General features: G+C 70.5%; 15 protein-coding genes. 12 read left to right on the top strand and 3 right to left on the bottom strand.

The genetic code is table 11. From position 1 onward, the window contains the following. Window positions 1–33: 33 nt before the first annotated feature. From BFN33_RS24820 to BFN33_RS24805, 4 genes are all read left to right on the top strand, one after another. Window positions 34–1,572, top strand: coding sequence for an ATP-dependent DNA ligase (locus BFN33_RS24820; protein WP_069762360.1), 1,539 nt, complete (start codon window positions 34–36; stop codon window positions 1,570–1,572). Beyond that, window positions 1,569–2,030, top strand: a complete 462-nt coding sequence (locus BFN33_RS24815) for an NUDIX domain-containing protein (RefSeq protein WP_069762359.1) — start codon at window positions 1,569–1,571, stop codon at window positions 2,028–2,030. The genes BFN33_RS24820 and BFN33_RS24815 overlap by 4 nt, the downstream gene beginning before the upstream one ends. Before the next feature lie 71 nt (window positions 2,031–2,101). Then, window positions 2,102–3,487 carry an NADP-dependent succinic semialdehyde dehydrogenase gene (locus BFN33_RS24810; protein ID WP_069762358.1) on the top strand — a complete coding sequence of 462 codons (1,386 nt, stop codon included), beginning with the start codon at window positions 2,102–2,104 and terminating at the stop codon, window positions 3,485–3,487. A gap of 25 nt (window positions 3,488–3,512) precedes the next feature. Then, the gene (locus BFN33_RS24805; RefSeq protein ID WP_069762357.1) at window positions 3,513–3,749 is read left to right on the top strand and encodes a DUF6213 family protein; all 237 of its coding nucleotides are present in this window, start codon (window positions 3,513–3,515) and stop codon (window positions 3,747–3,749) included. 77 nt (window positions 3,750–3,826) lie between these two features. On the opposite strand, the gene BFN33_RS24800 is transcribed toward BFN33_RS24805, so the two are convergent. Further along, complete coding sequence (locus BFN33_RS24800) at window positions 3,827–5,053, bottom strand: acyl-CoA dehydrogenase family protein (RefSeq protein WP_069762356.1); 1,227 nt, start codon at window positions 5,051–5,053, stop codon at window positions 3,827–3,829. A 172-nt stretch (window positions 5,054–5,225) separates the two neighbouring features. On the opposite strand from BFN33_RS24800, the gene BFN33_RS24795 reads away from it, so the two are divergent. Further along, window positions 5,226–5,870, top strand: a complete 645-nt coding sequence (locus BFN33_RS24795) for a TetR family transcriptional regulator (RefSeq protein ID WP_069762355.1) — start codon at window positions 5,226–5,228, stop codon at window positions 5,868–5,870. A 65-nt stretch (window positions 5,871–5,935) separates the two neighbouring features. Here the strand turns inward: BFN33_RS24795 and def are convergent, their stop codons facing one another. Then, window positions 5,936–6,481 (bottom strand): peptide deformylase, encoded by a 546-nt coding sequence (gene def, locus BFN33_RS24790; RefSeq protein ID WP_069762354.1) that lies wholly within the window; start codon window positions 6,479–6,481, stop codon window positions 5,936–5,938. Between the two features lie 112 nt (window positions 6,482–6,593). Here def and BFN33_RS24785 point away from each other — a divergent pair, with 112 nt between their 5' ends. The 7 genes from BFN33_RS24785 (at window position 6,594) to BFN33_RS52065 (ending at window position 14,437) form a co-directional block, all read left to right on the top strand. Beyond that, on the top strand, window positions 6,594–7,832 hold the full coding sequence (locus tag BFN33_RS24785) for a MurT ligase domain-containing protein (RefSeq protein ID WP_069762353.1): 1,239 nt from the start codon (window positions 6,594–6,596) through the stop codon (window positions 7,830–7,832). 16 nt (window positions 7,833–7,848) lie between these two features. Beyond that, entirely contained in the window at window positions 7,849–8,577 is a 729-nt protein-coding gene (locus BFN33_RS24780; RefSeq protein WP_057610630.1) for a type 1 glutamine amidotransferase, read from the top strand. A 197-nt stretch (window positions 8,578–8,774) separates the two neighbouring features. Next, complete coding sequence (locus tag BFN33_RS24775; protein WP_062047006.1) at window positions 8,775–9,800, top strand: 6-phosphofructokinase; 1,026 nt, start codon at window positions 8,775–8,777, stop codon at window positions 9,798–9,800. Between the two features lie 103 nt (window positions 9,801–9,903). Continuing rightward, on the top strand, window positions 9,904–10,854 hold the full coding sequence (locus BFN33_RS24770; protein ID WP_069762352.1) for a cytochrome c oxidase assembly protein: 951 nt from the start codon (window positions 9,904–9,906) through the stop codon (window positions 10,852–10,854). 86 nt (window positions 10,855–10,940) lie between these two features. After that, window positions 10,941–12,356 carry a PASTA domain-containing protein gene (locus BFN33_RS24765; RefSeq protein ID WP_107488001.1) on the top strand — a complete coding sequence of 472 codons (1,416 nt, stop codon included), beginning with the start codon at window positions 10,941–10,943 and terminating at the stop codon, window positions 12,354–12,356. A 46-nt stretch (window positions 12,357–12,402) separates the two neighbouring features. Beyond that, window positions 12,403–14,247: a serine/threonine-protein kinase gene (locus tag BFN33_RS24760; protein WP_069762350.1), complete on the top strand. Its 1,845-nt coding sequence runs from the start codon at window positions 12,403–12,405 to the stop codon at window positions 14,245–14,247. 13 nt (window positions 14,248–14,260) lie between these two features. After that, window positions 14,261–14,437 (top strand): hypothetical protein, encoded by a 177-nt coding sequence (locus BFN33_RS52065; RefSeq protein ID WP_031053721.1) that lies wholly within the window; start codon window positions 14,261–14,263, stop codon window positions 14,435–14,437. Window positions 14,438–14,439: 2 nt separating this feature from the next. Here BFN33_RS52065 and BFN33_RS24755 read toward each other — a convergent pair whose 3' ends face one another. Beyond that, window positions 14,440–15,645: a sensor histidine kinase gene (locus BFN33_RS24755; RefSeq protein WP_069762605.1), complete on the bottom strand. Its 1,206-nt coding sequence runs from the start codon at window positions 15,643–15,645 to the stop codon at window positions 14,440–14,442. Window positions 15,646–15,651: the final 6 nt, after the last annotated feature.

Raw genomic sequence — 15,651 nt, 5'->3', positions numbered from 1 at the left:
GTGGACCCGCCGCCTCCGGTGCAGGATGGCTGCATGCTGCTTGCCCGGCTGGCCCACGTGTCCCAGGAGGTCGCCGCCGCCTCGGCGCGGTCCCGGAAGATCGCACTCCTCGCCGAACTGTTCCGGGACGCCGAGGCGGACGACGTCCCGATCGTCATCCCGTACCTGGCCGGACGGCTCCCGCAGGGCCGGCTCGGCGTCGGCTGGAAGGTGCTGAGCCGCCCGGTGGCCCCGGCCGCCGAGCCGACCCTGACCGTGCGCGAGGTGGACGCCCTGCTCAGCGATCTCGGCAAGGTCGCGGGCGCGGGCTCGCAGGCCGAACGCACCCGGCTGGTGGGTGAGTTGATGGGCGCGGCCACCGAGGACGAACAACGGTTCCTGTTCGGGCTGATCAGCGGAGAGGTACGGCAGGGGGCGCTGGACGCGGTCGCCACGGAGGGGCTCGCCCTGGCGACGGAGGCGCCTCCCGCCGACGTACGCCGTGCCGTGATGCTCGCGGGCTCCCTCCAGACGGTGGCCGAGGCCCTGCTCACCGACGGTCCGTCCGCCCTGGACCGCTTCCGCCTCACCGTCGGCCGCCCGGTCCTGCCGATGCTGGCGCACAGCGCCTCCTCGGTGGCGGAGGCGGTCGAGAAGCTCGGTACCTGCGCGGTCGAGGAGAAGCTGGACGGCATCCGCGTCCAGATCCACCGGGACGGCGATGCCGTACGGCTGTACACGCGCACCCTCGACGACATCACCGACCGGCTGCCCGAGCTGACGGCCGCCGCACTGGAGTTGAGGGGCGAGCGGTTCATCCTGGACGGCGAGGTGATCGCCTTCGACGAGCACGGGCGCCCCCGTTCCTTCCAGGAGACCGCGGGCCGGGTCGGCTCCCGCGTGGACGTGACGACGGCCGCCGAGACGGTCCCCGTCTCCCCCGTCTTCTTCGACGCCCTGTCGGTCGACGACCGCGACCTCCTCGACCTGCCCTTCGCCGAACGGCACGCGGAGCTCGCCCGGCTGGTGCCCGAGCCGATGCGGGTCCGGCGCACGCTGGTGTCCGGACCGGAGGAGATCCCGGCGGCCGAGGAGTTCCTCGCCGAGACCCTGAAGCGCGGCCACGAGGGCGTCGTGGTGAAGTCCCTCGACGCCCCCTACAGCGCGGGCCGGCGCGGCGCCTCCTGGCTGAAGGTCAAACCCGTGCACACCCTCGACCTGGTGGTGCTGGCCGCCGAGTGGGGCCACGGCCGCCGCACCGGCAAGCTCTCCAACCTGCACCTCGGCGCCCGTACGGCGGACGGCGGCTTCGCCATGCTCGGCAAGACCTTCAAGGGCATGACCGACGCGATGCTCACCTGGCAGACCGAGCGGCTCCAGGAGCTGGCCGTCGACAGCAGCGGTTACGTGGTGACCGTGCGGCCCGAACTCGTCGTCGAGATCGCCTACGACGGCCTTCAGCGGTCGACCCGCTACCCGGCCGGAGTCACCCTCCGCTTCGCGCGCGTGGTCCGCTACCGCGAGGACAAGAGGCCCGAGGAGGCCGACACCGTGGAGACGCTGCTGGCCGCGCATCCCGAGGTGAGGCCGTGAGGACCAGTGCCGGCCTGCTGTTGTTCCGGCATACCGATGACGGCCTGGAGGTGTTGCTGGGCCATATGGGTGGCCCGTTCTTCGCCCGACGGGACGCCGGAGCGTGGACGATCCCGAAGGGCGAGTACGAGATGGACTCGGAGACGGCCTGGTCCGCGGCCCGCCGCGAGTTCCAGGAGGAGCTCGGGCTGCCGCCGCCCGACGGTCAGGCCGTACCGCTGGGTGAGGTCCGGCAGACCAACGGCAAGGTCGTCACGGCGTGGGCGATCGAGGCGGACCTCGATCCGGCGACCGTGGTCCCGGGCCTGTTCAGCATGGAGTGGCCACCGAAGTCCGGGAAGACACGGGAGTTCCCCGAGCTGGACCGGGTGGAGTGGTTCGGCCTCGACCGGGCCCGGGCCGTGATCGTCAAGGCGCAGGCCGCGTTTCTCGACCGGCTGGCTGAGCACTCGGCCTGACGTCCACGCGTTGCGGTCGCCCCCGCCGCGCGGGAAGGTCGAAGCACAGTCAGCTCTTCAGGAGGTCGGTCATGCCCATCGCGACGGTGAACCCGGCGAACGGCGAGACGCTCAAGACGTACGAGGCCATGGGCGAGGAGGAGATCGAACGCAGGCTCCAGCTCGCCGAGGCGACGTTCCGCACCTACCGCACGACGTCCTTCGCCGAGCGCGCCCCTCTCCTTGACCGGGCCGCCGAGCTCCTCGACGAGGCCCAGCAGGACATCGCCCGCGTCATGACCACCGAGATGGGCAAGCCGGTCAAGCAGGCCCGCGCGGAGGCCGCCAAGTGCGCCAAGGCCATGCGCTGGTACGCCGAGCACGCGGAGTCGCTGCTGGCCGACGAGGAGCCCGCAGAGTACGACGTCAAGGACTCCGGCGCCTCCCGCGCCCTGGTCCGCTACCGGCCGCTGGGGCCCGTGCTCGCGGTGATGCCGTGGAACTTCCCGCTGTGGCAGGTGATCCGCTTCGCCGCCCCGGCACTGATGGCGGGCAACGTCGGCCTGCTCAAGCACGCCTCGAACGTGCCGCAGACCGCGCTGTTCCTGGAGGACCTCTTCCATCAGGCGGGCTTCCCGGAGGGCTGTTTCCAGACCCTGCTCGTCGGGTCCGGCGCGATCGACGAGATCCTGCGCGACGAACGTGTCAAGGCGGCCACGCTCACGGGGAGCGAGCCCGCCGGGCGGGCCGTGGCGTCCACCGCCGGGGACATGGTGAAGAAGACGGTGCTGGAACTCGGCGGCAGCGACCCGTACATCGTCATGCCGTCCGCGGACATCGACCGGGCCGCCGAGATCGCGGTGACCGCGCGGGTGCAGAACAACGGGCAGTCCTGCATCGCCGCCAAGCGGTTCATCGTGCACACCGACGTCTACGACCGTTTCGCCGAGCGGTTCGTGGAGGGCATGAAGGCCCTCAAGGTCGGCGACCCGCTGGAGGAGGACACCGAGGTCGGTCCGCTGTCCAGCGAGCAGGGCCGGGCCGACCTGGAGGAACTGGTCGACGACGCCACGCGCAGCGGGGCGAGCGTGCTGTGCGGCGGGCAGCGGCCGGACGGGCCCGGCTGGTACTACCCGCCGACCGTCATCGCCGACGTGACCCGCGAGATGCGCATCCACCGCGAGGAGACGTTCGGGCCGGTGGCCACGCTGTACCGCGCGGACGGCCTCGACGAGGCAGTGCTGATCGCCAACGACTCGCTGTTCGGACTGAGTTCCAACGTGTGGACGCGGGACGAGGCCGAGGTCGACCGGTTCGTACGGGATCTGGAGGCCGGCGGGGTGTACGTCAACGGGATGACCGCCTCGCATCCGGCGTTCCCGTTCGGCGGGGTCAAGCGGTCGGGATACGGGCGTGAGCTGTCCGGGCACGGAATCAGGGAGTTCTGCAACATCACCACGGTTTGGCACGGAGCGTGACGCTTGCGCGGCTAACATCCCGGGTGTGAACCGCGAAGTGACTCTCCCTCTGATCGTCGATGACCGCGGGACCCTGCAGGTGGCTGCCGCCGATGTGAGCAAGTTGCTCCGCAGCCTCGGCGGGCGGTGGCTGCACCTGGTCGAGGCCGGGGCCGACGGGCTGGACGAGGACACGGTTGCCGCGCTGACGATCGAGCTCGCGAAGCTGGCCGACCGGATCGATGTGGCGTGTATCGCGCACAGCAGCGGCAGTGCGCCGTAAGGGCTGCTCGTTCGCTGCCGTGCGCGGCTTCGCCGACCCGGCGGGCGAGTCGGCGAAGGCCTGCTGTCCGGACTCCGTCAGCGGATGGTCATGCCGGACAGGGTCCGGGCGATGACCAGTCGCTGGATCTCGCTCGTGCCTTCGAAGATGGTGTAGATCGCGGCGTCCCGGTGCATGCGCTCCACGGGGTACTCCCGGGTGTAGCCGTTGCCGCCCAGGATCTGGACCGCCTGCGCGGTGACCTTCTTCGCCGTCTCACTCGCGAAGAGCTTCGACATCGAGCCCTCGGCGGCGGTGAACTGCTTTCCGTTGATCGCCATCCAGGAAGCGCGCCACACGAGGAGACGGGCCGCGTCGATGGAGGTGCGCATGTCGGCGAGCTGGAAGGCCACGCCCTGGTTGTCGATGATCGGCCGCCCGAACTGCTCACGCGTCTTGGCGTAGTCGAGGGCGACTTCGTAGGCGGCCCGGGCGGTGCCCACGGCCATGGCGCCCACGGCGGGCCGCGACGCCTCGAACGTGGCCATCGCCGCGTTCTTCACCCGCTCCCCGCCGCTCTTCGCCCGCTCCCGGGCCCGCGCGAGGCGCTGGTCCAGCTTCTCCTTGCCACCGAGGAGGCAGGAGCCGGGCACCCGGACGTTGTCCAGCACGACCTCGGCGGTGTGCGAGGCCCGGATGCCGTGCTTCTTGAACTTCTGGCCCTGGGACAGCCCGGGGGTGTTCGGCGGCACGATGAAGGAGGCGTGGCCCTTGGAGCCGAGCTCCGGGTCGACGACCGCGACGACGACATGGACGTTGGCGATACCGCCGTTGGTCGCCCAGGTCTTGGTGCCGTTGAGCACCCACTCGTCCTTGGCCTCGTCGTACACGGCACGCGTGCGCATGGAGGCCACGTCGGAACCGGCGTCCGGCTCCGACGAGCAGAACGCGGCGACCTTGACATCGTTGGCGTCGCCGTACATCTGGGGGATCCAGGTGCCGATCTGTTCCTCGGTACCGTTGGCGAGAACGCCGACAGCGGCGAGCCCGGTGCCTACGATCGACAGGGCGATGCCCGCGTCGCCCCAGAACAGCTCCTCCATCGCCATCGGGATACCGAGCCCGGTGGGGTCGAAGTACTGCTGGGCGTAGAAGTCGAGGGAGTAGATGCCTACCTTCGCGGCCTCCTGGATGACCGGCCAGGGAGTCTCCTCACGCTCGTCCCATTCGGCGGCCGCGGGGCGGATGACGTCGGCGGCGAAGCCGTGCAGCCAGTCCCGGACCTCCTTCTGTTCGTCGTTGAGCTCCATGGTGAACTCGGCCATGTCCCCTCCAGCGGCGACGCACGTGCGTGTTACTTGCGGTAACCCGAGTCTGTTACCCACGGGTAGGAAAAGTCAACTCCCGATGACCAGTCAGCAGCCTGTTCGATGTCAACCGCCTGGCGAGTGTTAGTTTGCGCAGGCGTTACCGATTCAGTACGGGTGGGGAGAGCTCATGGACACCACACAGCGGACCGATCAGCAGCGGTCCGCCGACCGCCGCCGGCGCGAACTGCTGGAGGCCGCGGACAGAGTGGTGCTGCGCGACGGGCCGCAGGCCTCTATGAACGCGATCGCCGCAGAAGCCGGCATCACCAAGCCGATTCTGTATCGGCACTTCGGTGACAAGGGGGGACTCTACGCCGCCCTCGCCAAGCGGCACACGGACGCGCTGCTGGACTCGCTCCGGGCCGCGCTGGACGCTCCGGCGGAACGGCGTCAGCGGGTCGAGGCGACGTTGGACACGTACCTGGCCGCGATCGAGGCCCGGCCTCAGGTGTACCGGTTCCTGATGCACCCCTCCGACGGGGGCCAGGTCGGGGACCAAGGGTTCGATGTCGGCAAGCATTCCGCGCCCTTGTTGCGCAGGATGGGTGAAGAGTTGGGGCAGGTCATCGGGGAACGGCTGGATCTCGGGAGCGGCAGTGAGTTGCTGGCGCGGGTGTGGGGGCACGGGATCGTCGGGATGATGTACGCGGCCGGTGACTGGTGGCTGGGGGAACGGCCCTGTCCGCGGGCGGAGTTGGTGCGGAGTCTGGCCGACCTGCTGTGGGGGCGGCTCGCGGCGGTGGGGGACAAAGTGGGGGGCCCTGGGTTCTGACGGTCACATGTCGGGCGCGGCCCGGTGGGGGCTGGTCGCGCAGTTCCCCGCGCCCCTGAGCAGGTTCAGCTACCCCTGCGCCAAGAAGTCCGGGCCACTTGTCTCAGCAATCTGCGGTGGCGCCAACCCGTCACGCGGTCCGCGTAGGTCCTGCCCTCCAAGTGATCGCACTCGTGTTGCAGGCACCGAGCGAAAAACCCGGTCCCGTACACCGTGATCGGCTCTCCGGTCACGGTGAAGCCCTCCACCACCGCGTGGTCGTGACGTTCCGTTGCCGCCTCCAGGCCCGGCAAAGACAGACAGCCCTCAGGGCCCCTCAGCACCACACCGTCCGCCTCCACCAGGCGTGGGTTCACCACATGTCCGAGGTGGCGGACCTCCTCGTCGTCCGGGCAGTCGTAGACGAAGACCCGCAACGGCACGCCGATCTGGTTGGCGGCGAGGCCCACGCCCTCGGCCGCGTACATCGTCGCGAACAAGTCCTCCACCAGGCTCGCCAGTTCGGGACCGAAGTCCTTGACGTCCTCGCAGGGTGTGTGCAACACCGGGGTGTCGAGCAGGGTGATCGCGCGGACGCGCCCCCGCGTGCCCGGAATGGAGCCGTTTCGCATGGCCGCAAGAGTACGGCGATTCGGGAGTGCTTACGGATCTCGATAGGCTGAGGTCCACACCACGTGGCCGGAGGCTGAGGCGCGGCGCGTACGCAAGGAGGATCGAGATCTGATGACAGGCAACTCGGACCCGCTCTCGCCGCGGGCCAAGCTGGCCGTGACGGCGGGCAAGGCCGTCGCGGCGGCATCCCGGGCCGCGGGTCGCGGCAGCGGTTCGGTCATCGGCGGCAAGGTGGCCCTCAAACTCGATCCCGACCTCCTTGCCCGGCTCGCCCAGCACCTGGACGTCGTCCTCGTCTCGGCGACCAACGGAAAGACCACCACCACCCGGCTGATCGCGGAGGCACTGGGCGCCGCCGGGCCCGTCGTCTCCAACGCCCTCGGCGCCAACATGCCCGCAGGTATCACCTCGGCCCTCGCGGGCGGTTCGGACGCCCGGTACGGCGTCATCGAGGTCGACGAGAAGTACCTCGCGGGCGTGGCCCGCGACACCGACCCCAAGTGCATCGCCCTGCTGAACCTCTCCCGCGACCAGCTCGACCGCGCCGCCGAGACCCGCATGCTCGCGGAGAACTGGCGCGAGGGGCTCGCGGGTTCGAAGGCCGTCGTCGTCGCCAACGCCGACGACCCGCTCGTCGTGTGGGCCGCCTCCTCCTCCCCCAACGTCATCTGGGTCGCCGCCGGACAGATGTGGAAGGACGACGCCTGGTCCTGCCCGTCCTGCGGTGGTGTGATGCAGCGGCCGGGCGACGACTGGTTCTGCGGCGAGTGCGGGTTCCGGCGTCCCACGCCGAGCTGGGCCCTGTCCGGCGACCATGTGCTCGACCCGCACGGCTCCGCCTGGCCGATCCACCTCCAGCTGCCCGGCCGCGCCAACAAGGCCAACGCGGCCTCCTCCGCCGCCGTGGCCGCCGTCTTCGGAGTGCCGCCGCAGGTCGCCCTGGAACGCATGTACCAGGTGCAGGCCGTGGCGGGGCGCTACGACGTCGTCCAGTTCCAGCAGCGCGACCTGCGGCTGCTGCTCGCGAAGAACCCGGCCGGCTGGCTCGAGACGTTCAGCCTGATCGACCCGCCGCCCACCCCGGTGATCCTTTCCGTCAACGCCCGCGGCGCCGACGGCACCGACACCTCCTGGCTGTGGGACGTCGACTACACCAGGCTCACCGGCCACCCGATCTGCGTGATCGGCGACCGGAAGCTGGACCTCGCGGTGCGACTCGAGGTCGCGAACCAGAACTTCCAGGTCTGCGACAACCTCGACCAGGCCGTGCAGATGAGCCCGCACGGCCGTATCGAGGTCATCGCGAACTACACCGCCTTCCAGGACCTGCGCCGCCGCGTCGGCAACTGAGACACAGGGGACTTTTGTGAGCGACAACAGCCTGCGGATCGTCTGGATCTACCCCGACCTGCTCAGCACCTACGGCGACCAGGGCAACGCCCTCGTCATCGAACGCCGGGCCCGTCAGCGGGGCCTCGACGTGGCCCGCCTGGACGTGCGCAGCGACCAGCCGATCCCGACCTCCGGCGACATCTACCTGATCGGCGGCGGCGAGGACCGGCCCCAGCGGCTCGCGGCCGAGCGGCTGCGCCGGGACGGCGGTCTGCACCGCGCCGTCGGCAACGGCGCGATCGTCTTCTCGGTGTGCGCCGGCTACCAGATCCTCGGCCACGAGTTCATCAACGACCTCGGACAGCGCGAGCCCGGCCTCGGCCTGCTCGACGTGGTCTCCGTGCGCGGCGAGGGCGAGCGCTGCGTCGGTGACGTGCTCGCCGACATCGACCCGCGCCTCGGCCTGCCCCCGCTGACCGGCTTCGAGAACCACCAGGGCGTCACCCACCTCGGCCCCACCGCCCGGCCGTTCGCCAACGTCAAGCTGGGCAAGGGCAACGGCACCGGGGACGGTACGGAGGGGGCGTACAACGACACCGTCTTCGGTACGTACATGCACGGACCCGTGCTCGCGCGCAACCCGCTCATCGCCGACCTGCTGCTGAAGCTCGCGCTCGACGTGAACGCGCTGCCGCCGACCGACGACCGCTGGTACGAGGCCCTGCGCAACGAGCGCATCACGGCTGCTCAGCAGCCCGCCTGAGCAGGAAGTTCACCCAGGTGCCAGACGTCTGTCACCGGCCCGTCTGACGCGTGGACCGCACAGGTGAGCGGACTAGTCCAGCAGGCGGACGCGTGCTACGGCCCCGCCCCCCTGTGCCGCTAGGGTGGCGGGGTTCGAGCCGGACGACGTGGTCCGGACCCGGCCCACGTTGATTCGGTGAGAGGGTTTTTCCGGCTATGCGCATTGGTGTCCTCACGTCCGGCGGCGACTGCCCCGGCCTGAACGCCGTCATCCGGTCCGTCGTGCACCGTGCCGTCGCCGACCACGGCGACGAGGTCATCGGTTTCCGGGACGGCTGGAAGGGCCTCCTGGAGTGCGACTACCTCAAGCTCGATCTCGACGCGGTGGGCGGCATCCTGGCCCGCGGCGGCACGATCCTCGGCTCCTCCCGGGTCCAGCCCTCGCATCTGCGGGACGGCGTGGAGCGGGCCAGGGGGCATGTCGAGGAGCTCGGGCTCGACGCGATCATCCCCATCGGCGGTGAGGGCACGCTCAAGGCCGCCCGGCTGATGTCGGACGCCGGCCTGCCCATCGTGGGTGTGCCCAAGACCATCGACAACGACATCGCGGTCACGGACGTCACCTTCGGGTTCGACACCGCGGTAGGGGTCGCGACGGAGGCACTCGACCGGCTCAAGACCACCGCCGAGTCCCACCAGCGGGTGCTCGTCGTCGAGGTCATGGGGCGGCACACCGGCTGGATAGCGCTGCACTCCGGGATGGCGGCCGGTGCGCACGCCATCGTCGTGCCGGAGCGGCCCTTCGACATCGAGGAGCTGGCCCGCCGGGTCGGGGAGCGGTTCGAGGCCGGGAAGCGGTTCGCGATCGTCGTCGTCGCGGAGGGGGCCAAGCCGGCGCCCGGTTCCATGGCCTTCGACGAGGGCGCCAAGGACATCTACGGGCACGAGCGCTTCGCCGGGATCGCCCGTCAGCTGTCGATCGAGCTGGAGGAGCGGCTGGGGAAGGAAGCCCGGCCGGTCATTCTGGGGCATGTGCAGCGGGGTGGTACGCCGACCGCGTACGACCGCGTCCTCGCCACGCGCTTCGGATGGCATGCGGTGGAGGCCGTGCACCGGGAGGAATTCGGTCATATGACGGCTCTGCGGGGGACCGACATCGTGATGGTGCCGCTCGCGGAGGCGGTCGAGACGCTGAAGACGGTGCCGGAGGACCGGTACGCCGAGGCGGAGTGCGTGCTCTAGGTCGTACGGCGGTTGTGTGCCCCCGGTCCGGGATGGGACCGGGGGCAGTCTTAGTCTGGGGCGGACAGACTCGCACAACCCCCACGAATCAGGAGCCGCCGCGATGGACCACAGCGGGCACGGCATGACCCACGACCTGGCGCCGTTCACGCTGGGACGAGGGCTTCAGTGGTCGGCCGACCCCTTCTTCCTCGTCGCCTGTCTCCTCGCGCTCGGTCTGTATGCGTGGGGGGTCGTGCGGCTGCGGCGGCGGGGCGACTCGTGGTCCCCGGCGCGGACCGTTTCCTACGTGGTCGGTGTGCTCACCATCGCACTGATGATGTGCACCAGGCTGAACGACTACGGAATGGTCATGTTCAGCGTGCACATGGTGCAGCACATGGTGATCAGCATGCTGTCGCCGATCCTCATCCTGCTCGGTGCCCCGGTGACCCTGGCCCTGCGGGCGCTGCCGGTCGCGGGCAAGGGGCGCAAGGGCCCCCGTGAGCTGCTGCTGGCTCTGCTGCACAGCCGGTACATGCGGATCATCACGCATCCGGCGTTCACCATTCCGCTGTTCATCGCGAGCCTGTACGCGCTGTACTTCACGCCGCTCTTCGACTTCCTGATGGGGTCGAAGACCGGACACGTCGCGATGATGGTGCACTTCCTCGCCGTCGGTGTCGTCTTCTTCTGGCCGATCATCGGCGTCGACCCGGGACCGCAGCGGCCCGGGTATCTGATGCGGATGCTGGAGCTGTTCGCCGGGATGCCGTTCCACGCGTTCTTCGGCATCGCGCTGATGATGGCGTCCGAACCCATGGTGGAGACGTTCAAGAACCCGCCCGCCTCGCTCGGCATCGACGCGCTCTCCGACCAGAACTACGCCGGCGGTATCGCCTGGGCGTTCAGCGAGGTTCCCTCCGTACTGGTGCTGATCGCACTGCTGTTCCAGTGGTACGGCTCCGAACAGCGGCAGGCCAAGCGTACGGACCGGGCCGCCGACCGCGACGGCGACAAGGATCTCGAAGCGTACAACGCGTATTTGGCCTCATTGAACGCACGCGGGCGTTGAAAGGCTTCGTCTTTCCGAAGCATTCAGTAGCATGAAGCGCGTTGGGGGAACCGCCGGGGGGAGCGGTAATGACACTTCGCGCATTTATGCACAGGATCGCCGTCCTGGCGATTTTCTCACTGCTGCTGAGCGGCTGTGAGAGGGGAAATCCACTGACGGTGGTCAAGGCGGTCGCCGCCGGTGTGCCCTCGCTCGCTCCGTTCTTCGAGGAGAACAGCGGGCTGGGCAGGGACACCACCACCGTGCGGTCGCAGCCTGTCCAGGCAAGTCTCCAGCAGGGGGACACGCCCGGTCTGTACGGCGGCAGCGAGCAGCCGACCGTCTGTGACGTCGCCAAACTCAAACGATTTCTCACGGATCCCAGGAACCACAAAAAGGCACAGGCGTGGGCCGGTGTGCTGAACATCGGTACGGACGAGATACCGGAATATCTGAATCGACTCACACCGGTTCTGCTGCGTCACGACACTCTCGTCAAGAACCACGACTACAAGAAGGAAAAGGCCGTCCCGTACAACTCCTTGCTCCAGGCGGGAATCTCGATTCTCGTCGATGAACAAGGGCTTCCGGCTGTGAAGTGCTCGTGTGGAAATCCACTGCGGCCCTTCGAGGGTGACACCGGCCGGATTTCCGTCCAGTTCGAGGACGGCAACAAGAAGTGGGCGGGGTACGAGCGGAAGTCGGTGCTGGCCGTGAAGCCCGCTCCACGGAAACTGGCACGGATCGCTCTCGTCGACGTCCAGGAACCCGCCCGCGGCATCGACCGTCCGGTCGGCAGCACCGGCGAGAAGGACACCACCTTCGACACGAAGAAGCGGCGCACGGTGCCGGACCTGGCCGGGACGACCTTCGCCCGGGCCAGTCGGGAGCTGATCGACGCCGGGCTCGCGCCCGGGTACGCCGGGCAGGGGGTGCCGTCCGACGGCGCGAGGGTCACGGCGACCGACCCGCCCGCGGGCGCGGAGCTGCCGTTCGGGCAGTACGTGATGGTGACCGTGGCCGGGGGCGGCTCGAGCACGTCCGGCGAGGAGAGCGGGCCCACGACCACTCCCCCGCCGCCCTCCTCGGGGCTGAGGACACCGCCCACCAGCACCCCGCCGAAGTCGGGATCCCCGGGATCGTCCGGCGGCCGGCCCGGCAAGTCCTCCTCGCCGCCTCCGTCCTCGTCGAGCGGCAGGCCCGGAGGGTCGTCGTCCCCGCCGTCGTCGAGTACGGCTCCCGGCTCGCCGTCGCCCGGGAAGTCGAGCGGTCCGCCGAGCCCGCCGCCCTCGACGGGTGCACCGGCGAGCGGCGCCCCGGTCACCAGCAGCGCGCCGCCACCGCCACCGGCGACGACCAGCGCGCCGGCCACCAGGGAGCCGCCCAGCAGCGCTCCGGTGACCACCAGGCCGGCCACCTCGCCAGCCGCCACGAGCGAACCCGCGACCACCGAGCCCGTCACCACCGAACCCGCCACCGGAGAGCCCGTCACCGAGGGGCCGAGCACCACGGTCGCCGCGTAGCACCCCCGAGGAACCCGAGGAACCCGCAGAACCGGAGAGTCACCGGATGTCTTCAGGATCACCGATGTCGGGAGTGGGCCGGGTCATCGCCGGCCGCTATCTGTTGCTCAACCCGCTCGGCAGCGGCGGCATGGGCCATGTGTGGCTCGCCCACGACCAGAGACTCGACTGTGAGGTCGCGCTCAAGGAGATCGTGTTCCGTGACCCGGTGGAGGCGGACCACGAGCGGGAGGCCCGGGTGGCACGGGCCCGCGCGGAGGCCCGGCACGCGGCGGGGCTGCGCGGCCATCCGCACGTGGTGACCGTGCACGACGTGCTGGAGCACGAGGGGCTGCCGTGGATCGTCATGGAGTACGTGGCGAACGCGGTGGACCTGCGTGACCTGGTCGACTCCCGCGGACCGCTCGCCCCGGCGGAGTGCGCCCGGATCGGCCTCGCCGTGCTGGACGCCCTGACCGCCGGACATCAACGGGGCGTGATGCACCGGGACGTGAAGCCGGCGAACATCCTGCTGGCGCCGGACCGCTCGGGATCGCCGTACGGACGCGTCCTGCTCACCGACTACGGCATCTCCGTGCAGCCGGACGCCGGGGAGACCCGGTACACGCTGGCGTCGGTGCTGGTGGGCACCTCGGGCTATCTGGCGCCCGAGCGGGCCACGGGCGGAGCGCCCACCCCGGCCGCCGACCTGTTCTCGCTGGGCTGCACGCTGTACCACGCCGTGGAGGGTGTGGGTGCCTTCGAGCGGGAGTCGCATCTCGCCGAGGTGACCGCGGTGGTCATGGAGGAGCCGCGGCCCGCCGAGCGCGCCGGTGCGCTGGGTCCCGTGCTGCGGGCGCTGCTCGCCAAGGACCCCGGCCAGCGGTGGTCGGCCGCGGAAGCGGAGGCCGCGCTGTCGCGGATCGTCACGCCGCAGGCCGAGCCGTACGTCCGCACGCAGACCGATCTCGGTTCCCAGCCGCCCTGGGCCGCGGTACAGGCGCCGCCGCCCGGGCCACCGCCGAACGGCCAGCGGCCGCACACCGAAGCGTTCCCGCCGCAGGGCGGCCGCCGACGGCGGGAGCGCTCGCACGCCCTGCGGGCCGTCCTCGCCTGCGGTCTCGGACTGCTGCTGGCCCTGGGCGGTGTGTGGTACGCCATGGCCGACCGGTCGTCGGACGGCGGGGGCGGACAACAGGGCTCCCGGCAGCCGTACGGCGAGACGGTCGGGCTCACGAGACCACTGCGGGACGGCGACTGCGTCATCGCCGACTGGCCGGGCTCGGAGCGCTTCCGCGGCACACCCCGGCTGCGGCTGGACCCCAGCTGCGGGACGGCTCTGGACGGTCAGGTGATGGCGTTCGTGACGACCTCCTCGGCCGACGAGGCGCGGCGGGCCGGGGCGGCGAGGTGCGAGGAGCGGACGCGGGAGACCCGGGACCGGCTCGCGGACGTCCGCAGTCAGGCCGTCGTACCGACTGACGGAGGCTTCAAGGCGGCGGGTCGGCGCACCGCGTGTCTGGTGCTGGGCGGGAACGGGCCGGTGTACGGGCCGATCGGTACCCATCGCCGGCTGGGCTCGGGGTTCGCGGACACGGCGACCATGCAGCGGCGGGACTGTCTGGACGTGCGCACCAACCGGGACGCTCGGCTGGTCTCCTGCGAGGGCCCCCACGACGAGCAGGTGCTCGGATTCACCCGTCTGGACCCCGACGTCACGCTGGTCGAGGCGCGCACCGAGTCGGACACGGCGTGCGCGCGGGAGGTGCCGCCGGGCGACTACGGCTTCGATCCGTCCGTCTACACGGCGGGCTCCTGGACCAGTGCGGGCCCCTGGAAGAACGGCACACATTTTGTCGTGTGCACCGTCCGCAGGCAGAACGGGGGCACCATGGAGGGGGACGAATCCTGAGGAGGGTGTTGCGATGCCCGGTACCGGTTCCACGGATGGCTCGACCCGGACGATGGGGGTGCTCACCGTCGGCGGTCTCGTCGCGGTGACCGCCTACACGGTGGCGCTCGGCAGCAACGGCTGGCTGTGGTTCGGCTGGGTCGTGCTGGGTCTGATCACCCTGGGGATGGTGGCCACCCGCAGCACCTGACGTCAGCCGTCCGTGAGGCGGCCCGCCGAGTGCACGCCCGGCTGGTACTTGGGCAGCCGGGCGGTGATCTTCATGCCCGCGCCGACGGCGGTCTCGATGACGAGGCCGTAGGAGTCGCCGTACACCTGGCGGAGCCGGTCGTCGACGTTGGACAGCCCGATGCCGCCGGAGGGGCTGACCTCGCCCGCGAGGATACGGCGGAGCAGGACCGGGTCCATTCCGGCGCCGTCGTCCTCGATCACCACCAGGGCCTCGGCGCCGGCGTCCTGGGCGGTGATCTGGAGCCGGCACTTCTCGGTCTTGCCCTCCAGGCCGTGCTTGATGGCGTTCTCGACCAGCGGCTGCAGGCACAGGAACGGCAGGGCGACCGGCAGCACCTCCGGGGCGATCTGCAGGGTGACGGAGAGGCGGTCGCCGAAGCGTGCCCGCACCAGTGCCAAGTAGTGGTCGATGGCGTGCAGTTCCTCGGCCAGGGTGGTGAAGTCGCCGTGCCTGCGGAACGAGTAGCGGGTGAAGTCGGCGAATTCCAGGAGCAGTTCGCGGGCGCGCTCCGGGTCGGTGCGGACGAAGCTGGCGATCACCGCGAGCGAGTTGAAGATGAAGTGCGGGGAGATCTGGGCCCGAAGTGCCTTGATCTCGGCCTCGATCAGCCGGGTCCGGGACTGGTCCAGGTCCGCCAACTCCAGTTGGACGCTCACCCAGCGGGCGACCTCCCCGGCCGCGCGGACCAGGACGGCCGACTCGCGGGGCGCGCAGGCGACCAGGGCGCCGTGGACGCGGTCGTCGACGGTGAGCGGGGCGACGACCGCCCAGCGGACCGGGCAGTCGGGGGCGTCGCAGGTGAGCGGGAAGGCCTCGCCGCGGCCGGTCTCCAGCGGCCCCGCGAGGCGTTCCATGATCTCGGTGCGGTGGTGGCTGCCCACGCCGTCCCAGACCAGGACCTGTTTCTGGTCGGTGAGGCACAGCGCGTCCGTGCCGAGCAGTGAGCGCAGTCTGCGGGCGGACTTGCGGGCGGTCTCCTCCGTGAGTCCCGCCCGCAGCGGGGGCGCCGCCAGGGAGGCGGTGTGCAGGGTCTCGAAGGTGGCGTGTTCGACGGGGGTGCCGAGGCCGCCCAGGGTCTGCGGTCGGGCCGTACGCCGGCCGAGCCAGAACCCGGCCGCCAGCAGCGGGAGGATCGCCACGCACAGTCCGGCCAGGAATCCGCTCATGCCCAC

Source organism: Streptomyces sp. LUP47B, from assembly GCF_001746295.1.
In the GTDB taxonomy this organism is placed as follows: Bacteria; Actinomycetota; Actinomycetes; order Streptomycetales; family Streptomycetaceae; genus Streptomyces.
Note: the sequence above shows the minus strand (reverse complement) of the source record. Positions and strands in the feature narration are given on the sequence as shown.

Bases quoted from the DNA above. Each gene is read 5' to 3' on its own strand.
- BFN33_RS24800 (WP_069762356.1), bottom strand. From the start codon at position 5,053: ATGGCCGAGTTCACCATGGAGCTCAACGACGAACAGAAGGAGGTCCGG.
- BFN33_RS52065 (WP_031053721.1), top strand. From the start codon at position 14,261: ATGCCCGGTACCGGTTCCACGGATGGCTCGACCCGGACGATGGGGGTG.
- BFN33_RS24775 (WP_062047006.1), top strand. From the start codon at position 8,775: ATGCGCATTGGTGTCCTCACGTCCGGCGGCGACTGCCCCGGCCTGAAC.
- BFN33_RS24755 (WP_069762605.1), bottom strand. From the start codon at position 15,645: ATGAGCGGATTCCTGGCCGGACTGTGCGTGGCGATCCTCCCGCTGCTG.
- BFN33_RS24810 (WP_069762358.1), top strand. From the start codon at position 2,102: ATGCCCATCGCGACGGTGAACCCGGCGAACGGCGAGACGCTCAAGACG.
- BFN33_RS24760 (WP_069762350.1), top strand. From the start codon at position 12,403: ATGTCTTCAGGATCACCGATGTCGGGAGTGGGCCGGGTCATCGCCGGC.
- BFN33_RS24765 (WP_107488001.1), top strand. From the start codon at position 10,941: ATGCACAGGATCGCCGTCCTGGCGATTTTCTCACTGCTGCTGAGCGGC.
- BFN33_RS24795 (WP_069762355.1), top strand. From the start codon at position 5,226: ATGGACACCACACAGCGGACCGATCAGCAGCGGTCCGCCGACCGCCGC.
- BFN33_RS24785 (WP_069762353.1), top strand. From the start codon at position 6,594: ATGACAGGCAACTCGGACCCGCTCTCGCCGCGGGCCAAGCTGGCCGTG.
- BFN33_RS24770 (WP_069762352.1), top strand. From the start codon at position 9,904: ATGGACCACAGCGGGCACGGCATGACCCACGACCTGGCGCCGTTCACG.
- BFN33_RS24820 (WP_069762360.1), top strand. From the start codon at position 34: ATGCTGCTTGCCCGGCTGGCCCACGTGTCCCAGGAGGTCGCCGCCGCC.
- def (WP_069762354.1), bottom strand. From the start codon at position 6,481: ATGCGAAACGGCTCCATTCCGGGCACGCGGGGGCGCGTCCGCGCGATC.